Origin of the sequence: Streptococcus mitis, from assembly GCF_001074635.1 — a bacterium.
Classification (GTDB): Bacteria; Bacillota; Bacilli; order Lactobacillales; family Streptococcaceae; genus Streptococcus; species Streptococcus mitis_E.
In genome coordinates, this window is the sequence record NZ_JUQO01000175.1 from 1 (window position 1) to 1,903 (window position 1,903).

Here is a 1,903-nt window from a genome sequence, read left to right on the forward strand (position 1 = left end):
ATTTGGTTTACCAATATCAAAGGATATTCCAATATATCCATGGCTTCCTTTTAGAATCGTTTTCAGCCTCTCTCTAGGAAGAGAGTGATTCTTATAAATCCCTTGTAGGCTTGCTGCCTGCAGCTTGTGACGATGATTAAAGCTTTTAAAAACAATAACAGGTTCAACTGTTTCATTTGTTTTCCAGCTGGCTTGTGCTATCAAACCTTGTTGAATCATCTTTTCTATGATTTCTTCTGAGATTCCTCTACATTTTGTTAAGTAATATCTGGCCAGACTACAGTTAGAATCTTCTACTCTCTTTAAAGGATAATAAAATGGTCTCTCTCTTTTTTCTTGAACAGCTTCTTTTTGAAAAGGTTCTTCAGAAAGAAAGGCTAGAGCTTCTTTAAAGGAAATTCCCTTAACAAGTCGAACAAAATCAATGACATCACCTTGAATTTCTCTTGAAAACCATTTAAAAGTATTGGTAGTTGAAAAAATCCGAAATGAATCGTGTTCAGGATGTTCATAGACACTGCTCGAAACTTGTTTAAAGGAGATCCCCAAACGATTGGCTACATCAAGAATTGAAATTTGCTTACATTCTTCTATTTCCATGCAATATCATCATTTTGTTGTAGTATTTGGCAGTGATGGAACAGATGAGGATTCTTCCAAAGTTTTGGGAGTGGCCTTATCCAAATCATCTAACCCAGATTTCCAAACCTGTACTTGATTGACCAATAACTTACCTGGTAGTTTCGAATAAGACAACTTAACCGTTCTGGTTTCTGTCTGATTGGTCTTTGATTGGTTGGCATTCTTTAAATCAGATACATAGGTTACATTATAAGAGACCATGGCAATGGCTTGATTCGTAGTCTGATTGACAAAGATATCTGCTTTTTCAAAATGATAATCCAAAATATAGTCCTTATACACTTGGTTCATGGCATCATTTTGACTTGACAATTCTTGAGAATAAGCCGATTCAGTCATATAAGGTTGAATACGTGTATTATTTTCTCCGAGCTTTTCTTTCGTATAGTACTGAGTCAAAAATTCTTTTACAGTATCCGATGACAAAATACTTGCTTTATCTTCTGCTTGTTTGTCCTCTACAAGTTTAGCTGCAGCCAATTCGATTTCTTTGCGACTTTGTTTAGCAGTAGAATGTTGACCAGCAGTATATCCCATCATGAGAATAAAGCTAGTTGCAGCCACTGCTCCGACACTAATTAAGGCTTTAGTTTTGACTTTATTTAACATCTTAGACCTTCTTTCTATAAAAACTAGGTCAAGAATAACAAAAAGGACTTGTAAGTTTTATCACACCATAATAAAAGGTGATTCCTACATTTCAGGCGCAAAATCGTACAGTTCAGAGAAAAATATCAAAATTAGCTGTCTTCAGTTTATAATATAAATATGAACAAATTAAAAGAAGAAAATTTGAGAAGAGCTCTTTCTCATATTGAACGACATAAACAAGCCATAAATACAAGTAATAATAGTAAGGATAAAAATTATCATAAATTATTGCTCCAATTTAGCTATGAAGTGTATGAAAGAATCAAGGCTAATAAAAAACCTTATCCGAATTTAGATTCAGATAAAGTCTTTTGACTAACTTTTTCCTTATAAAAAATTTTATATAAAAATATCTCTAAATAAAAGTTTTATCCAGAGATATTTTTACACCTAAATTCTAATTTTTATTATATATTTTAGATTTCATTATTGTATAAAACTTTAACAATTTTTTACTTTGGGAGTTCACTATCAATTTTATCTAGTAACAGTAGTAATTTTTCAATAATTGATAATCTACGAATAGCATAATCCTCCATTGAAAATTTAATTGGAAGATTATGATTTGATTTCCATTTTTCTTGGAAAATAATAAATGGATTTTTAAGAG

The 1,903-nt window shown here is 31.6% G+C and carries 2 protein-coding genes and 1 pseudogene; 1 reads left to right on the forward strand and 2 read right to left on the reverse strand.

What is annotated here, in order from left to right:
- Together ADI58_RS07205 and ADI58_RS07210 are read right to left on the reverse strand one after the other, a co-directional pair.
- Window positions 1-600: pseudogene (locus ADI58_RS07205) on the reverse strand (DUF3991 domain-containing protein); the annotation flags it as partial.
- A 9-nt stretch (window positions 601-609) separates the two neighbouring features.
- Window positions 610-1,251 (reverse strand): hypothetical protein, encoded by a 642-nt coding sequence (locus ADI58_RS07210; protein ID WP_000933083.1) that lies wholly within the window; start codon window positions 1,249-1,251, stop codon window positions 610-612.
- Between the two features lie 159 nt (window positions 1,252-1,410).
- Here ADI58_RS07210 and ADI58_RS10835 point away from each other — a divergent pair, with 159 nt between their 5' ends.
- Entirely contained in the window at window positions 1,411-1,608 is a 198-nt protein-coding gene (locus ADI58_RS10835) for a hypothetical protein (RefSeq protein WP_080982505.1), read from the forward strand.
- Window positions 1,609-1,903: the final 295 nt, after the last annotated feature.